The sequence below is a fragment of the Streptomyces sp. NPDC007991 genome (assembly GCF_042958445.1).
Classification (GTDB): Bacteria; Actinomycetota; Actinomycetes; order Streptomycetales; family Streptomycetaceae; genus Streptomyces.
The window spans coordinates 673469-696468 of the sequence record NZ_JBIBJD010000004.1; the positions used below are offsets into that span (position 1 = coordinate 673469).

At 71.1% G+C, this 23000-nt stretch carries 14 protein-coding genes and 2 pseudogenes; 11 read left to right on the plus strand and 5 right to left on the minus strand.

From position 1 onward, the window contains the following. Genes ACFZDA_RS14610 through fdhD form a run of 3 tightly spaced genes read left to right on the plus strand, consistent with a single transcriptional unit; the run spans position 1 to position 3537 of the window. Positions 1-1824: an NAD(P)H-dependent oxidoreductase subunit E gene (locus ACFZDA_RS14610; protein WP_391080047.1), complete on the plus strand. Its 1824-nt coding sequence runs from the start codon at positions 1-3 to the stop codon at positions 1822-1824. Beyond that, a complete protein-coding gene (locus tag ACFZDA_RS14615; RefSeq protein WP_391080050.1) occupies positions 1821-2681 on the plus strand; it encodes a 2Fe-2S iron-sulfur cluster-binding protein in 861 nt (286 codons plus the stop codon). Before ACFZDA_RS14610 ends, ACFZDA_RS14615 begins: the two co-directional genes overlap by 4 nt. A 7-nt stretch (positions 2682-2688) precedes the next feature. Next, the gene (gene fdhD / locus ACFZDA_RS14620; RefSeq protein ID WP_391080053.1) at positions 2689-3537 is read left to right on the plus strand and encodes a formate dehydrogenase accessory sulfurtransferase FdhD; all 849 of its coding nucleotides are present in this window, start codon (positions 2689-2691) and stop codon (positions 3535-3537) included. A 100-nt stretch (positions 3538-3637) separates the two neighbouring features. Here fdhD and ACFZDA_RS14625 read toward each other — a convergent pair whose 3' ends face one another. Continuing rightward, positions 3638-4054: a MarR family transcriptional regulator gene (locus tag ACFZDA_RS14625; RefSeq protein ID WP_391080181.1), complete on the minus strand. Its 417-nt coding sequence runs from the start codon at positions 4052-4054 to the stop codon at positions 3638-3640. On the opposite strand from ACFZDA_RS14625, the pseudogene ACFZDA_RS14630 reads away from it, so the two are divergent. From ACFZDA_RS14630 to ACFZDA_RS14640, 3 genes and pseudogenes are all read left to right on the plus strand, one after another. After that, positions 4043-4847 (plus strand): annotated as a pseudogene (locus ACFZDA_RS14630) (zinc-binding alcohol dehydrogenase family protein). The gene ACFZDA_RS14625 and the pseudogene ACFZDA_RS14630 overlap by 12 nt on opposite strands. Before the next feature lie 167 nt (positions 4848-5014). Beyond that, on the plus strand, positions 5015-6886 hold the full coding sequence (locus ACFZDA_RS14635; RefSeq protein WP_391080056.1) for an exo-alpha-sialidase: 1872 nt from the start codon (positions 5015-5017) through the stop codon (positions 6884-6886). 11 nt (positions 6887-6897) lie between these two features. Then, positions 6898-8136, plus strand: a complete 1239-nt coding sequence (locus tag ACFZDA_RS14640; protein ID WP_391080059.1) for a DUF4185 domain-containing protein — start codon at positions 6898-6900, stop codon at positions 8134-8136. On the opposite strand, the gene ACFZDA_RS14645 is transcribed toward ACFZDA_RS14640, so the two are convergent. Continuing rightward, complete coding sequence (locus ACFZDA_RS14645) at positions 8072-9085, minus strand: bile acid:sodium symporter (RefSeq protein WP_391080184.1); 1014 nt, start codon at positions 9083-9085, stop codon at positions 8072-8074. The two genes, ACFZDA_RS14640 and ACFZDA_RS14645, sit on opposite strands and share 65 nt — an antisense overlap. A 173-nt stretch (positions 9086-9258) precedes the next feature. Here ACFZDA_RS14645 and ACFZDA_RS14650 point away from each other — a divergent pair, with 173 nt between their 5' ends. From ACFZDA_RS14650 to ACFZDA_RS14660, 3 genes are all read left to right on the plus strand, one after another. Further along, a complete protein-coding gene (locus ACFZDA_RS14650) occupies positions 9259-10191 on the plus strand; it encodes a LysR substrate-binding domain-containing protein (RefSeq protein ID WP_391080062.1) in 933 nt (310 codons plus the stop codon). Between the two features lie 239 nt (positions 10192-10430). Next, positions 10431-12257 carry an AMP-binding protein gene (locus tag ACFZDA_RS14655; RefSeq protein ID WP_391080064.1) on the plus strand — a complete coding sequence of 609 codons (1827 nt, stop codon included), beginning with the start codon at positions 10431-10433 and terminating at the stop codon, positions 12255-12257. Between the two features lie 74 nt (positions 12258-12331). Further along, on the plus strand, positions 12332-13207 hold the full coding sequence (locus ACFZDA_RS14660) for an aldo/keto reductase (RefSeq protein WP_391080067.1): 876 nt from the start codon (positions 12332-12334) through the stop codon (positions 13205-13207). A 90-nt stretch (positions 13208-13297) separates the two neighbouring features. On the opposite strand, the gene ACFZDA_RS14665 is transcribed toward ACFZDA_RS14660, so the two are convergent. After that, positions 13298-14227, minus strand: coding sequence for a methyltransferase (locus tag ACFZDA_RS14665; protein WP_391080069.1), 930 nt, complete (start codon positions 14225-14227; stop codon positions 13298-13300). A gap of 140 nt (positions 14228-14367) precedes the next feature. Beyond that, the gene (locus ACFZDA_RS14670; RefSeq protein WP_391080074.1) at positions 14368-16089 is read right to left on the minus strand and encodes a glycoside hydrolase family 6 protein; all 1722 of its coding nucleotides are present in this window, start codon (positions 16087-16089) and stop codon (positions 14368-14370) included. Positions 16090-16490: 401 nt separating this feature from the next. Between ACFZDA_RS14670 and ACFZDA_RS14675 the strand changes: the two genes are divergently transcribed. Beyond that, entirely contained in the window at positions 16491-19409 is a 2919-nt protein-coding gene (locus ACFZDA_RS14675; protein WP_391080077.1) for a glycoside hydrolase family 48 protein, read from the plus strand. Between the two features lie 205 nt (positions 19410-19614). Further along, the gene (locus ACFZDA_RS14680) at positions 19615-22263 is read left to right on the plus strand and encodes a cellulose binding domain-containing protein (RefSeq protein ID WP_391080080.1); all 2649 of its coding nucleotides are present in this window, start codon (positions 19615-19617) and stop codon (positions 22261-22263) included. Positions 22264-22313: 50 nt separating this feature from the next. Here the strand turns inward: ACFZDA_RS14680 and ACFZDA_RS14685 are convergent. Next, positions 22314-23000 (minus strand): annotated as a pseudogene (locus ACFZDA_RS14685) (rhamnogalacturonan lyase); the annotation flags it as partial.

Sequence of the window (23000 nt, forward strand, 5' to 3'; positions counted from 1 at the left end):
GTGGACCTGCACTTCGGTGACAGCAAACCGACGGACGAGGAACGGGCGGCCGTCGACGCCCTGCTCGGGCCCCCGGAGTCCTCCTGGGAGGGCGCCGACCGCTCCGACGCGGATCTGAGGTGGGCCCGTGGCGGGCGCGCGGCCCGGGACCGCCGCGACCTGCTGTTGCCGGGGCTGCACGCGATCAACGACCGGGTCGGCTGGATCAGCGACGGTGCCCTCGACTACCTGTGCCGGCGGCTGACGGTGCCGCCTGCGGAGGCCTACGGGGTCGCCACCTTCTACGCCATGTTCTCCGTCAAGCCGCGGCCGGCGACCGTGCTCCACGTGTGCACGGACCTGGCGTGCGCGGCGGCCGGGGCACCTCGGCTGTGCGCGGGGATCGAGGAGCGGCTGGGCCTCGGCAGCGGGGTGAGCGTCCAGCGGAGCCCGTGCCTCGGCCTGTGCGAACGCGCCCCGGCCGCGCTCGCGATCAGGGCCGGGGACCCGGTCCGTACGGCGGTCTCGGCGCCGGCGACCGTGCACGACGCCGTCCTCGCCGCGAGCGCCCCCGACTCGGCGCCGGAGGAGCCGCCGGCCGCACTGGCGGTGCCCCAGGCCGGGCAGGACGGCCTGATGCTGCTGCACCGGGTCGGCGTGGTCGACCCGGCGTCCCTCGACGACTACCGCGCCCACGGCGGCTACACGGCCCTGCGCCGTGCCTTCGAGCTGGGCCCGGCCGGGGTCATCCGCGAGGTCACCGACTCGGGCCTGGTAGGGCGGGGCGGCGCCGCCTTCCCGACCGGCCGCAAGTGGCAGGCCACGGCGTCCCAGCCGGACCGTCCGCACTACCTCGTCTGCAACGCCGACGAGTCCGAGCCGGGCACCTTCAAGGACCGCGTGCTCATGGAGGGCGACCCGTACGCGCTGGTCGAGGCGATGACGATCGCCGGGTACGCGACCGGTGCCCACCAGGGCTACCTCTACCTGCGCGGCGAGTACCCCCGCGCCCTGCACCGGCTCGAGCACGCGATCGCCCAGGCACGGGCGCGCGGTCTGCTCGGCGACGACGTCCTCGGCCAGGGCTACGCCTTCGACATCGAGATCCGGCGCGGCGCGGGCGCCTACATCTGCGGTGAGGAGACCGCCCTGTTCAACTCCATCGAGGGCTACCGGGGCGAGCCGCGATCCAAGCCGCCGTTCCCCGTGGAGAAGGGCCTGTTCGGCAAGCCGACGGTCGAGAACAACGTGGAGACGCTGGTCAACGTCCTGCCGATCCTGACCCTGGGCGCCCCGGCGTACGCGGCGATCGGCACGGAGAGGTCCACCGGACCCAAGCTGTTCTGCGTGTCCGGGGCCGTGGAGCGGCCGGGCGTCTACGAGCTGCCGTTCGGCGCGACGCTGGGCGAGCTGCTCACGCTCGCCGGGGTGCGGGGCGGGCTGCGGGCGGTGCTGCTCGGCGGGGCGGCGGGCGGTTTCGTCCGGGCCGACGAGCTGGACATCCCGCTCACCTTCGAAGGGACACGGGAGGCGGGCACGACGCTCGGCTCGGGGGTCGTGATGGCCTTCGACGACAGCGTGCCCCTGCCCCGGCTGCTGCTGCGCATCGCGGAGTTCTTCCGCGACGAGTCGTGCGGCCAGTGCGTGCCGTGCCGGGTCGGGACCGTGCGGCAGGAGGAGGCGCTGCACCGGATCGCGGAGCGCACCGGCGCCGCCGCCGCGGACGACATCGCCCTGCTCAGGGAGGTCGGCCGTGCGATGCGGGACGCCTCGATCTGCGGTCTCGGGCAGACCGCCTGGAACGCCGTGGAATCCGCCATCGACCGTCTGGGGGCGTACGCATGACCGTCACACCGCTGGGGATCCCGCGCCGCATGCTGGAGTTCACGATCGACGGCGAAGAGGCCCGGGTTCCCGAGGGCTCGACGATCCTCGACGCCTGCCGGGCGGCGGGCAAGGACATCCCGACCCTGTGCGAGGGCGACACCCTGCGCCCGAAGAACGCCTGCCGGGTCTGCGTCGTCGAGGTCGAGGGGGCCCGCACCCTCGTCCCGGCCTGCTCCCGCAAGGCCGAGCCGGGCATGGAGGTGCGCACCGGCACCGAGCGGGCCCGGCACAGCCGCAAGGTCGTCCTCGAACTGCTCGCGTCGTCCGTCGACCTGTCGACCACGCCCCGGGTCGCCGAGTGGCTCAAGGAGTACGAGGCCAAGCCCGACCGCTTCGGTCCGGACGCGGCCCGCCTCAACGAGGAACCGAAGGTCGACAACGAACTGTACGTACGCGACTACGACAAGTGCATCCTCTGCTACAAGTGCGTGGACGCCTGCGGCGACCAGTGGCAGAACACCTTCGCGATCTCGGTCGCCGGGCGCGGTTTCGACGCCCGGATCGCCGTGGAGCACGACGCCCCGCTGACCGACTCGGCGTGCGTGTACTGCGGGAACTGCATCGAGGTGTGCCCGACGGGCGCGCTGTCCTTCAAGTCCGAGTTCGACATGCGCGCGGCGGGTACGTGGGACGAGTCGCGGCAGACGGAGACGACCACGGTGTGCGCGTACTGCGGAGTGGGCTGCAACCTGACGCTGCACGTGCAGGACAATGAGATCGTGAAGGTCACGTCACCGCACGACAACCCGGTGACCCACGGCAACCTCTGCATCAAGGGCCGCTTCGGCTACCAGCACGTACAGAACCGGGGCTGATCAGGACATGGGACGAGTCACGGAACGACGCAAGGTGCTCCGCATCCGGGACGGGGCGGTCTCCAGCCGTCCCGACACACTCGTCGCCGAGGAACCACTGGAGATCCGGCTGAACGGCAAGCCTCTGGCGATCACCATGCGCACCCCGGGCGACGACTTCGCCCTGGCGGCGGGCTTCCTGGTGAGCGAGGGAGTGCTGGGCGGGCAGCGGGACCTCAGGAACATCGTCTACTGCGCCGGGGCCACGGCCGACGGCTCGAACACGTACAACGTGGTCGACGTGCAGACGGCCCCGGGGGTGGTGATACCCGACATCACCCTGGAGCGGAACGTCTACACGACCTCCTCCTGCGGGCTGTGCGGCAAGGCGTCGCTGGACGCCGTACGGACGACGGCCCGCTGGCCCATCGCCGACACTCCCCCGGTCCGGGTCACTCCCGAGCTGCTGGCGAACCTGCCCGACCGGTTGCGTGCCGCCCAGCGGGTCTTCGACCGGACCGGCGGCCTGCACGCGGCGGCTCTCTTCTCGGAGGCCGGCGAGCTGCTGGACGTCCGGGAGGACGTGGGCCGGCACAACGCGGTCGACAAGCTGGTCGGCCGCGCCCTGCAGAACGAGGAGCTGCCGCTGTCGCGGACGATCCTGCTCGTCTCGGGCCGGGCCTCCTTCGAGCTGGCGCAGAAGGCCGTGATGGCCGGCATCCCGGTCCTGGCGGCGGTGTCGGCGCCGTCCTCGCTGGCGGTGGATCTGGCCGCCGAGACGGGCCTGACGCTGGTGGGCTTCCTGCGGGGCGCCTCCATGAACGTGTACGCGGGTGAGGACCGGATCGCCCTGCGGGCCGCGGCCGCCCAGGGCTGAGCAGGTTCTCCCGCGACACGGCGGCGGGGCCCCGACCGGCGGGGAGCGCCCCCTGCGCCGCAGGGGCCCCGTCTCGGCCTGCGCGACCCGAGGGGAGTCCTCAGTCGGCCGTGCCGGATATCCGTCGCAGCATCCCCGTGAACTGCTCGCGTTCGGCCGCCGACAGCGGGGCGAGCAGTTCGTCGTCGGCCGCGCGGGCCGCCTTCTCGCAGCGCGTCAGCAGCCGGGCTCCCCGGGCGGTGAGGGACACCGCGTTCTTCCGCCGGTCCTTCGGGTCGGGCTCGCGCACCACCAGGCCCGCCGCCTGGAGGTCGTTCAGGATGCCGACCAGGTCCTTGGGGTCCAGCCGGACGCCGCGGCCGAGGTCGGCCTGGGCGACGGGGCCGAGGTCGCGGACGGCGGACAGCACGACGTGGTGCCACATCCGCATGTCCTGCTCGGCCAGCGCCGCGGCCACCAGGGCCCGGCCACGGGCGGCGGCACGGCCGAGCAGCCGGCCGGCCCCCTGTTCCTTCAGGAGGCACCGGTGCCCGAGCCGGGCCTGCTCGTGCGCGCGGAGGCCATCGGCGTCACGCTCCCGGTGGTCCGCAAGGTCGGCGAGGCGGCGGAGCCGGTCCCGCTCGGCGGTGAGATCGCCGGGGAGGTCACAGCCGCCGGCGAGGGCGTCACCCGCTTCGGCACCGGCGACCGCGTGACGGGGCTCTGCTTCGGCCACGGCTACGCCGGCTTCGCGCTCCTGCACGAGACCATGGCCTCCCCGGCCCCGGCGGACGCCGACGCCGTCACGGCCGTCGCCCTGGTCCGCAGCGGCCTGGTCGCCCTCGGCGCCCTGGAGGCGGCACGGCCCGAGCCGGGCGAGGCGGCCCTGGTCACGGCGGCGGCCGGCGGTGTCGGCCACCTGGCCGTGCAGCTGGCCAGGACGCGGGGTGCCGGGCGGGTCGTGGGGGCCGTCTCCGGCCCGGCCAAGGCCGGCTTCGTCCGTGGCCTCGGCGCCGACCACGTCGTCACCTACGGCGATGACACCTGGGGCGCCCCGGTCGACCACGCCCTGGACGCGGTCGGCGGCGAGCTGCTCACCCCGGCCCTCGCCGCACTCGCCCCGGGGGACGGCTGGTGGCGTACAGCTCGGGCGGCGGCACCGTCGAGGCGTACGACCTGCTCGTGGGCGCCGAGTCGGTGATCGGCTCCCAGTTGCCGCCGGGGAGCTGAGGCCCGTCGTCCACGGGGAGTTCGCGCTTGCGGACGCGGCGAAGGCGCACGGGGAGATCGAGGCCAGGGCCAACCTCGGCAAGGTCGTCCTGATCCCCTGACGCACGCTGCTTGTGAGGGGTCTGTGAGCCAAGTACCGTCTGTGGCCCACACATGGGACGTGGGATGTCTGGTTGATTCGTATGTAAGCCCGTGCACCGGCTCCCCGGATGTCCGTTCCCATGGGTCGGTGGTCCAGCCGACAGACGCATGAAGGGCAGGTCGCACCATGCCGTCAAGTCTTCGCACCCGTCTGAGATCCTCCCTGGCAGCCGTCCTCACCGCCGCGGCGCTGCTCGCGCCCGTCGGCCCGGCCCGTGCCCAACCCGCCGCGGACTTACCGGAGTTCGAGCAGCAGGTCCTCTTCAAGGCCACCCAGGACCCCGGTTACGCGTGCTTCCGGATCCCCGCGATCGTGCGGACCACGGCCGGCACACTGCTCGCCTTCGCCGAGGGCCGCGTCCTCAACTGCGGTGACGCGGCCGACATCGACATCGTCCTCAAGCGCTCCACCGACGGCGGCCGCACCTGGGGCCCGCTCCAGGTCGTCACGGAGGGCGCCGGCGACACGCACGGCAACCCGGCGCCTCTCGTGGACCGCAGGACCGGCCGGATCCTGCTGGCCGAGACGTACAACACCGGCCGTACGGACGCCGGCAACTGCACCGTCCCCTGCGACCGCACCCCGCACCTGCAGTACAGCGACGACGACGGCCGGACCTGGTCCGAGCCGCGCGACCTGAGCGACCGGATCCTGCCCCGGCACTGGAACTCCTGGTACGCCACCGGGCCCGTGCACGGCATCCAGCTCACGCGCGGGAAGCACGCCGGGCGGCTGGTGTTCGGTGTCAACACCGAGACGTGGGACGGCGGCCGGGTCACCGCCAACCACGCCGCGCTCATCGTCAGCGACGACGGCGGCGACGAGTGGCGGATCGGCGCCACGGACTCCTGGCCGATAGCGCTGGACGGCATGTTCCGGCAGAAGCCCTCGGAGGTGACGCTCGCCGAACGCGCCGACGGGGCCGTCCTCGTCAGCGGCCGGGAACAGGACGGCACCGATCCCGGCCACCGCTCCCAGACCGTCAGCCGGGACGGCGGCGACAGCTTCGCCGCGCCCTTCCGCGCCCTCCCCGACCTCTACACCCCGCAGGTCCAGGGCGCGATCCTGCGCCTGGGCGACCGGATGCTGCTGTCCGCCCCGGCCGACCCGGACCGCCGCCGCACGATGATGGTCCGCTCCTCCTACGACGGCGGGCGCACCTGGGACAGCGTGGACCGGGGGACGGTCGTCACCACGGACTGGTCCGGCTACTCCGACATGGCGGCGGTCGGCGCCTCGGCGGTGGGCCTGCTGTACGAGGGCGGCGCGGTCGACGCCCGGGACGAGATCCGCTTCGCCCGTTTCACGGAGGACTGGCTGACACCGCGCCGTGGCGCCGACCCGACGACCCGCGACGCGGCACCGGGCGCGCGGCCCGCGGCCGTGCTCGGCGGTGCCGGGCGGACGGCGGGTGTCCGCGGCGGTGCGCTGTCCTTCGACGGCACCGACGACGCCGTGCGCCTGCCGTACCGGTCCCGGCTGGCGCTCGGCGAGGGCGATTTCACGGCCTCGCTGTTCTTCCGCTACACGGCCACGACCGGCGAGCAGCCCTTCTTGTGGATGGGCGGCATCGGCACCGGCCAGCCGCAGATCTGGCTGCGTGGTGAGCCCGCGAGCGACCGGGTCCGGGCGCTCATCACCACCCGGTCGGGCGCGACGACCGTCAGGACGGCGTCGGTGTCGGCCGACGGCGCCCACAACGACGGCCGCTGGCACCACCTGGTGCTGCGCCGGGGCGGCGGGAACCTGACCCTCTTCCTCGACGGCACGCCGCTCAGCACCCCGGACGTGCCGGGCTCGGTCAGCCGCAACTCCCCGTTCGGGGTGCACATCGGCCAGCGTATGGACAGCCGGGCGTTCCTGACGGGGGCCGTCGACGACGTCCGCGTCTGGAACCGGGCCCTCGCCGACGGGGAGTTGGCCGCCGGCGCCGGGGGCGCCGCCGCCACGGGCACGGTGCTGTGGCTCCCCATGGACCGGGTGAGCGGCAGCAACTAACGTCACGGGACGTGCCCGACGACGCAAGTGCAGCACGAGCACGACAGCGCACGGGAACCGGGATCGGCCTGCTGCTGGTCCTGGTTCTCGGGGCCGCGCTGCTCATCGCCCTCCCCGAGGACGAGAGCCCGGACGACGACACCGCCTGCCGGGCGCGCACGGTCCGCTCCTGGCAGCCGGACCACGGCCTCACGGCCGAGTTCGCCCGCTACGGCGACGACGCGGCCCGCACCGACGACTGGACCGGCGGCGACGGCACCCACTCGGTGCGGCTGCCGGACGGCCGGGTGCTGTGGCTGTTCTCGGACACCTACCTGGGCCGGGTGTACGGCCCGCCCAACCCGGCCGGCGAGTCCCACACCTGGCGGGACGCCACCGCGCCGCTGGTGCGCAACTCGGCCGTGCTGATGCGCGACGGCCGGCTGGAGACCACCCTCCCCGCGCCGCTCTTCGCCGACCCGGCGCCGAACCAGTGGCGCTGGCCGGTCGCCGCCCGCGTCGAACCCCGGTCCCCCGGCTCCTCCGAGCAGGTCGTCCGGGTGCTGCTGTGGGTGCGCACGGCCGGCCAGGCGCCGTGGATCTACGGCGTGCCCACCGCGACCGAGGTCGCCACGCTCTCGCTGCCCGATCTGCGCCTGGAGTCGGTCGTCAAGGTGCTCGACCAGCAGCTGGTCCCCGACCCGTCCCGGCGAGTGCTGTTCGGCACGACGCTGGTCGAGGAGGACGGCTGGACGTACGTCTTCGGCGGGGACGACGGCCGGGCCGCCTCCCGCCCGGCCTCGCACGCGTACCTGGCGCGGGTGCCCAAGGGCGGGCTCGGGGATCCGGCGGCCTGGCGTTACTGGACCGGCTCGGCGTGGGCCGCGGGCGCCCGCCCCCGGCCGGTGCTCGGAGACGGGCAGCGCAGGGGCGTGGGCAGCGCGTTCTCGGTCGTCCGGGACGGCGGGACGTACGTGCTGTTCACGATGGCCGCCGGCCCGAAGGGCCTGACCACCGTCGCCTCGTACTGGGCGTGCTCCCCGGCCGGGCCGTGGCACGGGCCCGCGAAGGAGTTCAGCCCGTCGCTGCCGCAGGGCCAGGTCGCCGCCTACAACCCGCAGGCACATCCGGTCCTGAGCGGCGACGGGCGTCTCGTGCTGAGCTACGACGTCAACTGGCTGGAGACGACGGGCGCCGCCGCCCAGCTCAGCCGGAACGTGTCCCTGTACCGACCGCGGTTCGTGGCGCTGCGGCTGGCTCCGGCCCGGTGACCTCCGGGACGGGGTCGTGCGAGCGGCGTTTGGCGATCACCGCGCAGACCATCAGCTGCATCTGGTGGAAGAGCATCAGCGGCAGCACGGCCAGCGAGGCCTGCGCGCCGAACAGGACGCTCGCCATGGGCAGTCCGGCGGCCAGGGACTTCTTCGAACCGGCGAACTGGAGGGTGATCCGGTCCTCCCGGGGGAAGCCCAGCGCCTTGCCGCCGTACCAGGTCAGCAGCAGCATCACGGCGAGGATCACGGCCTCGACGACGAGCAGCCCGGCCAGCCGGAGCGGGCTGGCCTGGTGCCAGATGCCCTGGACCATGCCCTGGCTGAAGGCGGTGTAGACGACGAGCAGGATCGAGCCGCGGTCCACCAGGCCGAGGACCTTCTTGTGCCGGGCGATGAAGCCTCCGATCCAGCGCCGCAGCAGCTGCCCGGCGAGGAACGGCACGAGCAGTTGCAGCACGATCTTCAGCAGCGAGTCGGCGGAGAACCCGCCGCCGCTGCCGCCGAGCAGCGAGGCCGCGAGCAGCGGCGTGGCGACGATACCGACGAGGGAGGAGAAGGAGCCCGCGCAGATCGCGGCGGGCACGTTGCCTCGGGCCATCGAGGTGAAGGCGATCGAGGACTGCACGGTCGACGGGACGAGCGTGAGGAAGAGCAGGCCCTGGTACAGCGGGTGGGTCAGGATCACCGGCACCAGCCCGCGGGCCGCCAGGCCGAGCAACGGGAAGGCGACGAAGGTGCAGGCCAGGACGGTGATGTGGAGCCGCCAGTGGCGCAGGCCGTCCAGGGCCTCGCGGGTGGACAGCCGGGCGCCGTAGAGGAAGAACAGCAGGGCGATCGCCGCCGTGGAGGCACCGGACGCGACATCGGCGGCCGTCCCGCGGGCCGGGAACAGGGCGGCGACTCCCACCGTCGCGAGGAGGAGAAGGATGTACGGGTCGATCGGCATCCGGCGCGGCCGGCGCAGGCGTTTCACGGTGCTCCACTTGCTCGTACTGACAGGCGGTACTGATGTGCGGTACAGGGCCGATACGGCCCCTTCCATCGTGCTCCTCGGCCCGGCGATCGGGAATCCCGCATACCGCTCTCACTGTCATCACGTTCCGCGATAGCCTGGCGGACATGTACGACCCCGCCCATCTGCGCACCTTCCTGTCGGTGGCGCAGACGCTGAGCTTCACGCAGGCCGCGCGCCGGCTCGGACTGCGGCAGTCCACCGTCAGCCAGCATGTGCGGCGGCTGGAGGACGCCACCGGGCGGACGCTGTTCACCCGGGACACGCACTCGGTGGAGCTCACGGAGGACGGCGAGGCCATGCTCGGGTTCGCGCGCCGGATCCTGGAGGTGCACGAGCAGGCGACGGCGTTCTTCACGGGCACCCGGCTGCGCGGCCGGCTGCGCTTCGGCGCGTCGGAGGACTTCGTACTGACCCGGCTGCCGGAGATCCTGGAGGGCTTCCGGCACGACCACCCGGAGGTCGATCTGGAGCTGACGGTCGAGCTGTCGGGCACGCTGCACGAGCAGCTCGCCGCCGGGAAGCTGGACCTCGTCCTGGCCAAGCGGCGGCCCCAGGACCCGCGCGGCGAGCTGGTCCGGCACGACCGGCTGGTGTGGATCGGCGCGGAGCGCCTCCGGCTCGACCCGGACCGTCCCGTGCCGCTCATCGTCTATCCGCCGCCGGGCATCACCCGCGCGCTCGCCCTGGAGGCGCTGGAGCGGCAGGGCCGCGAGTGGCGTGTGGTGTGCACGAGCGGCTCTCTCAACGGCCTCGTCGCGGCGGCCCGGGCGGGGCTCGGCGTGATGGCCCACTCCCGCGGTCTCATCCCGCCGGGCCTGGTCCGGGTCCCGGACCGGGCGGGGCTGCCGGAACTGGGGCAGGTCGACTTCGTCGTGGTCCACGGCCGGCGGCGCCCCTCCGCCCTGGGAGCGGCGGACGCCCTGGCCGCGGCGATCCTGGCCGGCGGCGACCGACTGAACCGGAGTGACGAAATCCGCCCTCGGGGCGCTGACGGAAGAGGCAGCCGGGCGCCGCGCACCAGGAGCGCCGAGCCGTAGCCGGGTCGTGGAGATTCAGTCGTACAGATTCAGTGGAGATTACGGCTCCGAAACTTACTCAACCGTCAGGATTCTGTCCGACCCTTCCCCATGTGAGCGTATTTTCCCTCCCTGACCAGCGCGGACAAGGGCGCTGCCCGCCTTCGCCGCCCCTCCCGTCCCCTGCCCGGTTGGGGTAGCTTTCACGGCGCTGTGCGGAGCGTCACTCAACCGAAGCGCTGAGGAGCGGGGAGCGGGGTTTGCGGGAGTTCACCAACCCTCCGTTGGCGTTGGCACCTCCGGTGGGCGGTCTGGCCGACGTGGTCTTCGAGTATGCCCAGGAAGACCCGCTGCGCATCGCGCTGGGCCGCAAGGACGAGTCCGGGCAGTGGCGCGACGTCACCAGCGCCGAGTTCCGCGACGAGGTGCTCGCCCTGGCCAAGGGGCTGCTGGCGAGCGGCATCCGGTTCGGCGACCGGGTCGCGATCATGTCCCGGACGCGCTACGAGTGGACGCTGTTCGACTACGCGCTGTGGACGATCGGCGCCCAGGTCGTGCCGGTCTATCCGACGTCCTCGGCCGAGCAGTGCTTCTGGATGCTGTACGACGCCGAGGTGACGGCCGCGGTCGTGGAGCACGAGGACCACGCGATGACGATCGCCACCGTCATCGACCGGCTGCCTCAGCTGCGCCGCCTGTGGCAGCTCGACTCCGGCGCCGTGCAGGAGCTGTACGACGCAGGCGCGCACCTCGACGACGAGGTGGTGCACCGCCACCGGCAGGCCGTCACCCCCGACTCGGTCGCCACGATCATCTACACCTCGGGCACCACCGGGCGCCCCAAGGGCTGTGTCATCTCGCACGGCAACTTCATGCACGAGGCGGACACCGTCATCGAGCGCTGGGAGCCGGTGTTCCACTCCAAGCGGGGCGACGAGGCCGCCACCCTGCTGTTCCTGCCGCTGGCCCACGTCTTCGGGCGCATGGTCCAGGTCGCCGGGATCCGCGGCAAGGTGAAGTTCGGCCATCAGCCGCAGCTCAACGCGGCGGCCCTGCTGCCCGACCTGGCCGCGTTCAAGCCGACGTTCTTCCTGGCCGTGCCGTACATCTTCGAGAAGGTGTTCAACGCGGCTCGCCGCAAGGCCGAGAAGGAGGGGCGCTCCGGCCCGTTCGAGAAGGCCGTCGACATCGCCATCAAGTACGCGGACGCGTTGGAGGCGAAGGCCTGGGGCACCGGCCCCGGCCCCTCCGCCGGCCTGCGCATGCAGCACCAGTTGTTCGACAAGCTCGTCTACGCCAAGATCCGCGCCGCGATGGGCGGCCGGATCAAGCACGCCATGTCGGGCGGCTCGGCCATGGACCGGCGGCTCGGCCTCTTCTTCGCCGGGGCGGGCGTGCACATCTACGAGGGCTACGGCCTGACCGAGTCCACGGCCGCCGCGACCGCCAACCCGCCCGGCCGCACCCGGTTCGGCACGGTCGGGCAGCCCATCCCCGGCATGACCGTGCACATCGCGGACGACGGCGAGATCTGGCTGCACGGGCAGAACGTCTTCCAGGGGTACCTCAACAACCCCAAGGCGACCGACCAGACGCTGCACGACGGCTGGCTGGCCACCGGCGACCTCGGCGCGCTCGACGAGGACGGCTACCTCACCATCACCGGCCGCAAGAAGGAGATCCTGGTCACATCGGGCGGCAAGAGCGTTTCGCCCGGTGTGCTGGAGGAACGCGTCCGTGACCACCCACTGGTCAACCAGTGCATCGTCGTCGGCAACGACCGCCCGTACATCGCCGCCCTCGTGACCCTCGACCAGGAGGCCGTGGAGCACTGGCTGACGATGCGGGGCAAGCCGCGGATGTCCGCGGCGGAGCTGGTGCGCGACGCGGATCTGGAGGCGGAGGTGCGGCGCGCGGTGGTCGCGGCCAACACCCTTGTCTCGCAGGCCGAGTCGATCCGCACCTTCCGCATCCTGGCCCAGCCGTTCACCGAGGAGCACGGGCTGCTGACGCCGTCCCTGAAGCTGAAGCGGAAGGCGATCGAAAAGACGTACGAGAACGAGGTCGAGGCGCTGTACCGGGCGTGAATGTCCAGGTAACAGGTGAGTCCCACGCAGGAATTCTCCCGTCAGGAATGCATCACGGCTCGTGATCGTTGACGATGGGAGGTACACCTGACCACAAACCGAAGGATCGAGAGCTCGTGAGCAAGGTCCCCCCGATCATCCTGAACAACGGCGTCGAGATGCCCCAGCTGGGCTTCGGCGTCTGGCAGGTGCCGGACGACGAGGCCGAGTCGGCCGTCGCGACGGCGCTGGAGGCCGGGTACCGCAGCATCGACACAGCGGCGATCTACGGCAACGAGGAGGGCACCGGCAAGGCCATCGCCGCGTCCGGCCTCCCCCGCGAGGAGCTGTTCGTCACCACGAAGCTCTGGAACGCCGACCAGGGGTACGACTCCACGCTGCGCGCCTTCGACACCTCGCTGGAGAAGCTCGGCCTGGACTTCGTCGACCTGTACCTGATCCACTGGCCGCTGCCGGCCCGGGGTACCTACGTCGACACGTACAAGGCGTTCGAGAAGCTGCACGCCGACGGCCGGATCCGGGCCATCGGCGTCTCCAACTTCCTTCCCGAGCACCTGGAGCGGCTGATCGGCGAGACGTCGGTCATCCCGGCCGTGAACCAGATCGAGCTGCACCCGCACCTCCAGCAGAGCGCCGCCCGCGAGTACCACGCGGAGCAGGGCATCGCCACGGAGGCCTGGTCGCCGCTCGGCCAGGGCAAGGGCCTGCTGGAGGTCCCGGCGATCGTGGCCATCGCCCGCAAGCACAACCGCACTCCGGCCCAGGTCGTCCTGCGCTGGCACATCCAGCTGGGCAACGTGGTCATCCCCAAGTCCGTGACGCCGGCGCGGATCAAGGAGAACATCGAGGTCTTCGATTTCAGCCTGGACACGGAGGACCTGGCGGCCATCAGCGCCCTCAACGAGGACCGCCGCCTGGGCCCGAACCCGGCGACGTTCGACGGGGCCTGACGAAGCCGACTGCCCGCAGCTGCCCCGCTGCGGGCAGTCGTGCCCTCCCCCAGTGCCTCACCCGCCCTCAGCATCGACGCCGAGCAGGCCCTACCCCGCCCGAACCGCCGTGTGCACCGTGTGCGCCTCCAGGACGAACACGTCCGACCGCCGGTGCAGACTCGCCTCGTCGTCAGGATCGAGCAGCCGGTCAAGCGTCGCGAGATCCTCCGCGTCAAGCCCGTCCGTCAGCCGCTCCCTCATGTGCGAGAGGGACGCCAGGACATAGTCCCGGCCCCGCTCCGAGACAGGCGCCGGCAGATCGAGCAGGAACGTGTGCGTCCTGGTGTGCTTCAGCCCCGCGGCGGCCAGCAGCCCCGGCCAGTCCTCCGTCTCCGCGACATGCCCCGGCAACTCCGCCCGCATCCGCGCGAACCACTCCGCCTGCACCGCGTCGATCCGCTCCTGGAGCCCGGGGCGGCCGATGCCGATGTCGCGCGGCAGGTACCGCGGCGGCAGACCACCCTCCATCAGGGCGAGCGTGCCGCCGGGCGCCAGGCGCGCGGCGAAGGCGGTGAGGGCGGCCCGCTGGTCGCCCAGGTGGTGCAGGCTACGGCTCGCCCAGAGCAGGTCGGCGGGGTATTCCAACTGGTCGAGCACATCCGGGAGTTCACCGGCGATCGTGCCGAAGCGGTCGGCGACCCCCAGCCGCTCGGCCCGGGCCCGCGCCCGCTCCAGCAGCGGCTCGGAGCCGTCCACCGCGACGATCCGCGCGCCCGGGAACGTCTCGGCGAACAGACAGGACACGACACCCGGCCCGCTGCCCGCGTCGACGATCAGGCCCGGCTCGGTCACCTCCTGCGCCAGCCAGGCCATGGCCCGCTCGTACAGGGACGCGAACAGTTCCGCCTCCGACTCCAGCTTCGGGCCCATCTCGGCCCAGTCGATGTCCGTGGGACCGTGGTGGTGGCCATGGCCCTGCCCGTGCCCGTGGTTCTCGTCGTGGTCGTCGTCGTGGTCGTGGTCGTGGTCGTGCGCCATGGTGGTCAGCCTCTCCCTCGGATGCCGTCCAGCCTGCGCCGACGCACCGGGGGAAGGCCACCGCTCTTGCCGCCCCCGCAAAAAAATGATCCGCCGGGGCCAAGGGGCCCCGGCGGATCCGTGGGGACGGGGTCAGCGTGTCAGGACAGCGGCGGGTACGCGTTCTGCATCAGCTGCCGGAACTGGGCGGAGAACCACTGCCCGGACAGCGGGGCGTCCGGCAGGGCACCGGACGGGTTGTTGCCGTTGCGCGGGTTGCCCTTGTACGCGGGGTCGCACATCTGGTCGAAGCCCTTGCCCTCGTCGTTCGGGATCTGCTTGCTCGCCCCGTCGGACTCGCCCGGGGGCTTCATCCACACGTAGGCGTCGATCCCGGCCGCCGGGCTGGCCTTCGGGCGCTCGCCGAGGCCGGCTCCGGACTGGTTGCACCAGTTGCCGGGGTTGATGCGGCGGTCGTAGCGGCCGCCGTCGACGTAGGTGTCGACGGAGGTCTGGGCGCCGGGGCCGGTGGGCCGGGCGGTGCCGCCCCAGCCGTTGCGGGAGGTGTCGATCAGCATGCCGATGCCGGAGTTGAAGCCGACCGAGATCAGCTGGTTGCGGAATGCCTGGGCGAAGGACAGCTCGTCGACGTAGCGGTTCCAGTCGACCCACTTCGACTCGCGGACGGACTTGCCGGCCACGTTGTCGGTGATGGAGAAGTGGTCCTCCTTCAGGGCGCTGTAGTTCGCCGTGTTGGTGATGAAGCCGTGGACGTCGTTGACGGTCGCGCCCTCGGCGGTCGCCGCCTCCTTGAACAGGGTCGCGGAGGGAGCGAAGTTGTCGTCCCAGCCGATCCAGCCGTGGTGGCCGGCGTCGACGTAGTTGTAGACGTTCGGCACGTCGCCGAGCTTGTTCAGCGCGTACCCGACGCCCTTGATGTAGTTGCCGTTGGCCTTCATCACGTCACACTGCGGGGTGGCCGTCGGGCGGCCGCCGGTGTTGGTGACGAGGTTCGGCAGCGAGTCGATCTCGACGGTGGTGACGATCCGCAGCGAGGAGTACTTCGAGTCGGCGAGGATCGCCTTGATCGGGTCGATGTACTCCGTCTTGTACCGGTCGATCTCCGTCGGGCCGAGCTCGCCGTTGGAGGCGAGGGCGGCGCAGTCACGGCCGGGCAGGTTGTAGATGACCAGTTGGACGACGAGCTCGCCGGAGCCCTTCTGGCGCAGCGCCTCGTCGAGGTGGGCGCGCAGGCCCATCTTGCCGCCCGCACCGTTGATCGCGGCGATCCGGTCCAGCCAGACACCGGTCGGCTGGTTGGAGACCCGGCTGCCGCCCGGCTCGGCCGCGGCATTCGCGGACCACTCCGGGTTCACGTACACCTTGGCGCCCTCATAGGGGTTGTCCACCCGGTTGGCGGGGCCGCCCGGGTCCGGCGGGTCCGTGGGACCGCCGGGGCCGCCGCCGTCGACGTTGCAGGTCACGCCGTCGAGGGTGAAGGTGGCCGGGATCGCGTTGCTGCCGCTGTACGAACCCTGGAAGCCGAAGCTGACCGAACCGCCCGTCGCGAGCTGGGCGTTGTAGCTCTCGTTGGCCACGGTGACGTCGGCACCGCTCTGGCTGATCTTGGCGTTCCAGCCGCTGGTGACCTTCTGGTTGCCGGCGTAGGACCACTTCAGCGACCACGACGACTTCGCGGCGCTGTTGTTGGTGACGGTCACGGCGGCGGTGAAGCCGGTGCTCCACTGGTTCTGCACCTTGTAGTCGACGGTGCAGGGCACGGCTGCGGTGCCGATGCCGCCCGGATCCACGGCGAACGCCGTACCGGTGGCTCCGGCCACCAGGGCCATGGCGGCCAGTAACGCTGTTCTCGTACGGCTCATGAGTGCGGTTTTCCCTTTCGGTGGTGGGGGTGTCAGCCGTTCAGGGCGCGCTCCGACAAGGACATGAGGAACCCGGCACCGGCACTCGCGCAGCCGGGGACGACCGCTGAGGCGGCGGCTCAAAGTACTGAACGCGAGGGGTGTCGCATGAGCGACTCCTTGCAGGCCGGGCCCGTCGAGACGGACGCGTCGACTGATGGAATCGCTCCCACTGGTGTCAAGGAAGGTAGCGCCAAGTGTCAGCAAAGAACAGGGGAGTCACTGAACTTCGCTCAACACGCGGCGTCGAATCTTTTCGACTCTTCAAGGACCTTGACCGATACCACCCCCGTCCTCACTATGGGAGCGCTCCCACTGGTTCAAGCCTTGACTTCTCCGAGCCGCAAGGAGGAACCAGCACCATGCATCCCCCACCCCGGAGGCGGAGAGCCGTGCGGCGTCTGTGGACCGCCGCGCTCGCGGCTCTCGCGCTTCCGTTGACGATGCTCTCCTCAGGGTCGACTTCCGCGCAGGCGGCGGCACTTCAGTGCAGTGTCGATTACAAGACGAACGACTGGGGCTCCGGCTTCACCGCGGACCTGACCCTCACCAACCGCGGCACGGACGCCATCGACGGCTGGACGCTGACCTACGCCTACTCCGGCAACCAGAAGCTGGGGAACGGCTGGAACGGCACCTGGTCGCAGTCCGGCCAGACCATCACCGTCAAGAACGCCTCTCACAACGCACGGGTCGCCGCGGGCGCCGCCGTCTCCACGGGCGCCCAGTTCACCTACAGCGGCAGCAACACCGCGCCCACGTCGTTCACGGTCAACGGCACCCCCTGTACCGGCGCGCACCAGCCGCCGATCGCCGTGCTGACCAGCCCGGCCTCCGGCGCCGTCTACACCCAGGGCCAGCCGGTCCCGCTGGCCGCCACCGCGGCCGCGGCCGACAACGCCACGATCAGCAAGGTGGAGTTCTACGACGACACCAAGCTGCTGGGCACGGACACCAGCGCGCCCTACGCGCTGTCCGTCCCGGATTTGGCCGTGGGCAGTCATTCCCTGGTGGCGAAGGCCTACGACAGCATGGGCGCCTCCGCCGACTCCACCCCGGTCGGCATCACGGTCGCCTCCGGTCCCACCGTCGTCGCCTCGCCACTCCAACTGGGCGTGCAGTCCGGCAAGTCGGGCACCTACGAGGTGAAGCTGTCCAAGCAGCCGGCGTCCAGCGTGACGGTGACGTCGGCCCGCGCGAGCGGCAACTCGGGCCTGTCGGTCACGGGCGGCGCCTCGCTCACCTTCACCCCGCAGAACTGGAACACCGCGCAGAAGGTGACGGTCACGGCAGCCGGCTCCGGTACCGGTTCCGCGGTGTTCGAGTCGACGGCCGCGGGCCACGCCAAGGCCTCGGTCACCGTCACCCAGCTGGCGGCCACCAAGGCGTACGACGCCCGCTTCCTGGAGCTCTACGGGAAGATCACCAACCCGGCGAACGGCTACTTCTCCCCCGAGGGCATTCCCTACCACTCGGTCGAGACGCTGATCGTCGAGGCGCCGGACCACGGTCACGAGACCACCTCGGAGGCGTACAGCTACCTCCTGTGGCTCCAGGCCATGTACGGCAAGGTGACCGGTGACTGGTCCAAGTTCAACGGGGCGTGGGAGCTCATGGAGAAGTACATGATCCCCACCCACGCCGACCAGCCGACCAACTCCTTCTACAACGCCTCGAAGCCGGCGACCTACGCGCCCGAACTGGACACCCCGGGTGAGTACCCGGCCCAGCTCGACACCGGCGTCCAGGTCGGCCGGGACCCGATCGCGGCCGAGCTGAAGAGCGCGTACGGCACGGACGACATCTACGGCATGCACTGGCTGCAGGACGTCGACAACGTCTACGGCTACGGCAACTCGCCCGGCAAGTGCGAGGCGGGACCGTCGGACACCGGCCCGTCGTACATCAACACCTTCCAGCGCGGCGCGCAGGAGTCGGTGTGGGAGACGGTGCCGCAGCCGACCTGTGACGCCTTCAAGTACGGCGGCAGGAACGGCTATCTGGACCTGTTCACCGGTGACGCCTCCTACGCCAAGCAGTGGAAGTTCACCAACGCGCCGGACGCCGACGCGCGTGCCGTGCAGGCCGCCTACTGGGCGGACGTCTGGGCGAAGGAGCAGGGCAAGGGCAGTGCCGTGTCCGCGACCGTCGGCAAGGCGGCCAAGATGGGCGACTACCTGCGCTACTCCATGTTCGACAAGTACTTCAAGAAGATCGGCAACTGTGTCGGGCCGTCGACCTGTGCCGCCGGCACCGGCAAAGACGCCTCGATGTACCTGATGTCCTGGTACTACGCCTGGGGCGGTGCCACCGACACCAGTGCCGGCTGGGCCTGGCGCATCGGCTCCAGCCACGCCCACGGCGGCTACCAGAACCCGCTCGCCGCTTACGCGCTGAGCACCTACGCCCCGCTGAAGCCCAAGTCGGCGACGGGCGCGGCGGACTGGGCGAAGTCCCTCGACCGGCAGCTGGAGTTCTACCGCTGGCTGCAGTCGGACGAGGGCGCCATCGCCGGCGGCGCGACCAACAGCTGGGCGGGCCGGTACGCGACCCCGCCCGCCGGGAAGTCGACGTTCTACGGCATGTACTACGACGAGAAGCCGGTGTACCACGACCCGCCGTCCAACCAGTGGTTCGGCTTCCAGGCGTGGTCCATGGAGCGGGTCGCCGAGCTGTACCAGCAGACGGGGAACGCGCAGGCCAAGACGGTCCTCGACAAGTGGGTCGACTGGGCGCTGTCCAAGACCACGTTCAACCCGGACGGCACGTTCCGTATCCCGTCGACGCTCCAGTGGTCGGGCCAGCCCGACACCTGGAACGCCTCCAGCCCCGGCTCCAACAGCGGGCTGCACGTCACGGTCGCCGACTACACCAACGACGTCGGTGTGGCGGCCTCGTTCGCCAAGACCCTGACGTACTACGCCGACCGCTCCGGTGACACGGAGGCCGCGGCGGCGGCGAAGAAGCTGCTGGACGGTATGTGGGCGAACAACCAGGACGACCTCGGGATCGCCGTCCCGGAGAACCGCGCGGACTACAACCGGTTCGACGACTCGGTGTCCATTCCGAGTGGCTGGACGGGCACGATGCCGAACGGTGACGCGATCAACTCGTCGTCGACGTTCGACTCGATCCGGTCCTTCTACGAGGACGACCCGGCCTGGTCGAAGATCGAGAGTTATCTCGCGGGCGGTGCGGTGCCGTCGTTCACGTATCACCGGTTCTGGGCTCAGGCGGATATCGCGTTGGCCATGGGCTCGTACGCGGAGCTTCTCGAATAGTCCCCGCCGGGCGCTTGGCGGGTCGGGCGGTACTTCGGCTGCCGGTCCGTTGTGGCCGGCCCCGCAGTTCCCCGCGCCCCCGAGACAGCGTCCGAAGCTCTGCGTACGTGGCCCTGCACCTGACGCGGGGCCACGGCCGGGCGGCTCCACCCGCACTGGGGCCGCCCGGCTCTCGCACGTTCCCCCTCACGGAAGGAACCCCACCGTGCGAAGAACCCGTATTCTCACGGCCGTGCTCGCGCTGGCGGCCGGGTTGTTGTCCGGCGCTCCCACCGCCCTGGCCGCTGATCCGCCGTCGGTGAAGATCGCTGCCGATACCTACTCCTGGAAGAACGCGCGGATCGACGGCGGTGGATTTGTTCCGGGCATCGTCTTCAACCGGACCGAGAAGAACCTCGCCTACGCCCGGACCGACATCGGCGGTGCCTATCGGTGGCAGGAGGCCTCGAAGACCTGGACGCCGCTGCTGGACTCCGTCGGCTGGGACGACTGGGGGCACACGGGGGTCGTCAGCATCGCCTCCGACTCCGTCGACCCCGACAAGGTGTACGCGGCGGTCGGTACGTACACCAACAGCTGGGATCCGAAGAACGGTGCGGTCATGCGCTCCTCCAACCGGGGGGCGAGCTGGCAGAAGGCCGATCTGCCGTTCAAGCTGGGCGGCAACATGCCGGGGCGGGGCATGGGCGAGCGGCTGGCCGTCGACCCGAACCGGAACAGCGTGCTGTACCTGGGCGCGCCCAGCGGCAAGGGGCTGTGGCGGTCGACGGACTCGGGCGTGACCTGGTCGCAGGTGGCGAACTTCCCCAACGCCGGCAACTACGCGCAGGACCCGACCGACACCAGCGGCTACGCCTCCGACAACCAGGGCATCGTCTGGGTCACCTTCGACGAGTCCACGGGCACCTCGGGCAACGCCACGAAGACGATCTACGTGGGGGTCGCCGACAAGGACAACGCGGTGTACCGCTCGACGGACGCGGGCGCGACCTGGCAGCGGCTGGCCGGGCAGCCCACCGGCCATCTCGCCCACAAGGGCGTCCTGGACGCGAAGAACGGCTATCTGTACCTCGCCTACAGCGACAAGGGCGGCCCGTACGACGGCGGCAAGGGGCAGCTGTGGCGCTACGCGACCGGGACCGGGACCTGGAAGGACATCAGCCCGGTGGCGGAGGCCGACACCTTCTACGGCTTCAGCGGGCTGACGGTGGACCGGCAGAAGCCGGGGACGGTGATGGCGACCGCGTACAGCGCCTGGTGGCCGGACACGCAGATCTTCCGCTCCACGGACAGCGGCGCCACCTGGACCAAGGCGTGGGACTACACGTCGTACCCGAACCGCGAGAACCGCTACACGATGGACGTGTCGTCCTCGCCGTGGCTGACCTGGGGCGCGAACCCGCAGCCGCCGGAGCAGACCCCGAAGCTCGGGTGGATGACGGAGGCCCTGGAGATCGACCCGTTCAACTCCAACCGCATGATGTACGGGACGGGCGCGACGATCTACGGCACCGAGAACCTCACGAACTGGGACAGCGGAAGCAAGTTCGCCGTCAAGCCGATGGTGCGGGGGCTGGAGGAGACCGCGGTCAACGACCTGGCATCACCGCCGTCGGGCGCCCCGCTGCTCAGCGCGCTGGGTGACGTCGGCGGCTTCCGCCACACGGATCTGGCGAAGGTCCCGTCGATGATGTTCACCCAGCCGAACTTCACGACGACCACGAGCCTGGACTTCGCCGAGTCGAACCCGAACACGGTCGTCCGGGTCGGCAACCTCGACTCGGGTCCGCACATCTCGTTCTCGACGGACAACGGCGCCAACTGGTTCGCGGGGACCGACCCTTCGGGCGTGAGCGGCGGCGGTACGGTCGCGGCGGCGGCCGACGGCAGCCGGTTCGTGTGGAGCCCGCAGGGCGCCGGCGTGCACCACACGACGGGCTTCGGCACCTCGTGGCAGGCGTCCGGCGGGATCCCCGCCGGGGCGATCGTCGAGTCGGACCGGGTCGACCCGAAGACCTTCTACGGCTTCAAGTCGGGGAAGTTCTACGTCAGTACGGACGGCGGGGCCACGTTCAAGGAGTCACCGGCGACGGGGCTGCCCAGTGGGGACAGCGTCCGCTTCAAGGCGCTGCCCGGCGGGAAGGGCGACGTCTGGCTGGCGGGCGGCGCGAGCGACGGGGTGTACGGCCTGTGGCACTCGACGGACGGCGGCACGAGCTTCACGAAGCTGTCGAACGTCGAGCAGGCCGACACCATCGGCTTCGGCAAGGCGGCCCCCGGCGCCTCTTACCAGACGCTCTACACCAGCGCGAAGATCGGCGGCGTGCGCGGCATCTTCCGCTCCACGGACAAGGGCGCGAGCTGGACCCGCATCAACGACGACGCCCACCAGTGGGGCTGGACGGGTGGAGCCATCACCGGTGACCCCAGGGTGTACGGCCGGGTGTACGTGTCGACGAACGGCCGTGGCGTCGTCTACGGCGACAGCTCCGACGGCGGCACCACGGACCCCGGGCCGGGCCCCGAGCCGACCGGTGCCTGCAAGGTGACGTACAAGGTCACGAGCCAGTGGCCGGGCGGCTTCCAGGCGGACGTGCAGCTCGCCAACACCGGAACCGCCGCCTGGAACGGCTGGTCGCTCGGCTGGTCCTTCGCCGACGGCCAGAAGCTGAACCAGGCGTGGAACGCCGAGGCCTCGCAGTCGGGTCCGGCGGTGACGGTGAAGAACGTCGGCTGGAACGCGGGCGTGGCGGCGGGCTCGTCCGTCAGCTTCGGCTTCACGGCCGACGCGTCGGGGACGAACACGAAACCGACGGCGTTCAAGCTGGGTGACCAGAGCTGCACGGTGGCCTGAGGCGTGCTGGTGAGGGCGTATGCCGGTAGCGGCATACGCCCTCGGCTTTCTCAGGGGGTGTAGACGGTTGGACGGGGAGCGGTCGGCATGGCGTTGCCGATGAAGAAGCTCGGGTGCGGGGGCTGGTTGTAGGCGGTGTTCTGCCAGGCCAGGGCCGTGCGGTACTGCGTGTCGTGGAGCAGGGTCGTGATCTTCGTGCTGGTCTCGTGCGGGGTGGAGTAGATCCGCAGGGCCCTGTTGTCCGAGGTCGGCCAGATGACCTCTTCGCGCCAGTCGCCCAGGATGTCGCCGGACAGCGACGGGGTCGCCTTGGTCCCGTTGTTGGAGTGGACCCCGGATCCGGTCAGCAGGCGGGTGTCACCGGAGGTGCCGTACTTGTCGATGCGGGTGCCGTCGAGGAGTTCACGGACCGGATCGCCGTCCCACCAGGACAGGAAGTTCATGCTGGACGGCTCCCGGCCGAGCGAGGCGCCGGTGGCCGAGCGCAGGGTGGTGTCCGAGGCCGACCACGCCTCGGCGCCCGGGCTGCCGGCGTAGACGTCCGCGGCCACGCCCCGGCCGTTGTCGGCGCCCGACGCCGTCTGCCACAGGACCTGGCCGGTACGCGCGTCGGCCAGCCAGGAACCGGGCTTGCTCTTGTCTTCGGAGACCTTGAAGTACTCCAGACCCGCGCGGGAGGGGTTCAGGTCCCCCAGATGGGCCGCGTCCCCATGACCCAGCCTGGTCGTCCACAGTCC